Here is a 1,900-nt window from a genome sequence, read left to right on the forward strand (position 1 = left end):
GCCTTGCCGCCTCCACCGCCTACCGCATGCTGACGACGCTGCAAAACCACGGCATGGTCGAATTCGACACATCAGACCAGCTGTGGTCGATCGGCGTCGAGACCTACCGCATGGGCGCGGCCTTCCTGCGGCGCCGCAAGCTGGTCGACCGCGCGCGTGTGGTCATGCAAGAGCTGATGGAAAGAACCGGCGAGACCGCCAATCTCGGCGTCGCCGAGGACGATTGCGTGGTCTTCGTCAGCCAGGTCGAGACGCACCAGGCGATCCGCGCCTTCTTCCGTCCGGGCACACGCAGTCCCTTCCATGCGTCGGGCATCGGCAAGGCGGTGCTGGCGCATCTCGAGCCGGAGCGCGTCGGAAGCATCCTGCGCAAGGCAGGCCTGCAGCGCTTCACGGAGAGGACGCTGTCCGACATTTCGTCGCTTGCCCACGATCTGGCGCGGATCAAGCTGCGCGGCTGGTCGGTCGACGACGAGGAGCGGCACCCCGGCATGCGCTGCGTGGCAGCCGCCATCTTCAATGAATTCGGCGAGCCGATCGGCGGCGTCTCGGTGTCGGGACCAACGGTGCGGGTGACGCCGGAGCGGTTGGCCGAGATCGGCCCGCTGGTGCGCGATGCCGCCGCCGAGGTGACCAGGATGATCGGCGGCGTGCGAGCCGGCTGATCAGCCCGTCCCGGGCAGCGCGCTCCTGGTCGCGATATCAAAGAAATCGAGAAGGATGGCCATGCCGACGCCACAGGCGGTGAATATCAGGCCGGCCATGAAGATGCGGTTGGCGCGTTCATAGATGCGCCGTTGCAGGCATTTCGTGTCGAGCAGCAGCGAGAGCGCCCGCATCTGCAAGGCAATGCCGGCCAGGATCGGCAGGACGGCGACAAGATGGTAGGTCTGCCACGGGATCGGGTTGGCGGCCCAATGCGTGATGAAGCCCAGCGAAAACGCCAGCAGGATGCCGACGGCAGTGACGGTGCCGTTGCGGAAAACCGTTTCGACCAGATCTTCCCTGGGGTCCTGCTCGTCCAAAGGTCTCTCCCCGCGTTTCGCGGTCAGAATAGACGCTCGGAAAATCTCTGTACACCGCCCGGTCTGCCGCCCAGGCCAATCCTTTCTGCGCTGAATCGGCCGGTGGAGCACGCACCGCTACCATCCAGACAGCAGAAGAGGGGCTCGCATGGGCCCCTCTGTTGCTGAAACGGTCCTCCCCTCTAAAGACGGCAGTAGTGGCGGTATCCGTCGCGGCCGAGATAGGTATCGGAGTCCGCGTCGTAGCTGGCATAACGATCGTAGCAGCGGCGGACATGCCACGAGCCGCCGCCTTCGTCGACATAGACGGTGCGCGGCTGGGCGAGCAGGCTGCCGAGGACAAAGCCGCCGACGCCGGCGGCAATGCCGATACCGAGACCGTGATTGTGGTGATGGCTGTGAGCGGCCGAAGGCTGCACGGTGCCGGCCAGCGTGGCGGCGGCGACGGCGGTGGCGATAAGGCCGGAAACGAGTGTGTTCTTGAACATGACGATCTCCTTGCTTCGTTGACCGAGGCGATCCATCCGCCTCTTGATCATCTGTCGTCGCAGCCAGGAAAAAGGTTCGAATCTTTTGTCGATCTTCTGGGATCGAAGGTCTTTGTGACGGCGACGGGAAGAGGTTGGCGAGAACATTGACGATGCAGATCTCCCCCGATGGACGTCTACGCTATGCACATACCTTCTGATCTGCCCGATGCCTGATTACCACGTGGTTCCCCCAATCCGTCGCTGCTTCGCAGCGCCACCTTTCCCCCCTCCGGAGGGAAAGGAAAGGAGCGTTGCTGGACGAGCGTTAACGGCAAAAGCTTGGCGCCTTTCCTCTACCCCGTCGATCGGGGGAGAGGTGGCTCGGCGAAGCCGAGACGGAGTGGG

3 protein-coding genes are annotated in these 1,900 nt (G+C 64.1%); 1 reads left to right on the forward strand and 2 read right to left on the reverse strand.

Features of this window, described 5'->3' with window-relative positions; translation table 11 throughout:
* A partial coding sequence (locus EN893_RS31795) for an IclR family transcriptional regulator (protein ID WP_164901291.1) occupies nucleotides 1-665 on the forward strand: 665 nt, incomplete at its 5' end.
* Here the strand turns inward: EN893_RS31795 and EN893_RS31800 are convergent.
* Both EN893_RS31800 and EN893_RS31805 read right to left on the reverse strand, forming a co-directional pair.
* The gene (locus EN893_RS31800) at nucleotides 666-1,025 is read right to left on the reverse strand and encodes a hypothetical protein (RefSeq protein WP_127268085.1); all 360 of its coding nucleotides are present in this window, start codon (nucleotides 1,023-1,025) and stop codon (nucleotides 666-668) included. It lies immediately after the preceding gene.
* A 182-nt stretch (nucleotides 1,026-1,207) separates the two neighbouring features.
* The gene (locus EN893_RS31805) at nucleotides 1,208-1,513 is read right to left on the reverse strand and encodes a BA14K family protein (protein WP_127268086.1); all 306 of its coding nucleotides are present in this window, start codon (nucleotides 1,511-1,513) and stop codon (nucleotides 1,208-1,210) included.
* Nucleotides 1,514-1,900 lie beyond the last annotated feature (387 nt).

This window comes from Mesorhizobium sp. M7A.F.Ca.CA.004.04.2.1, from assembly GCF_004022825.1.
Taxonomy (GTDB): Bacteria; Pseudomonadota; Alphaproteobacteria; order Rhizobiales; family Rhizobiaceae; genus Mesorhizobium.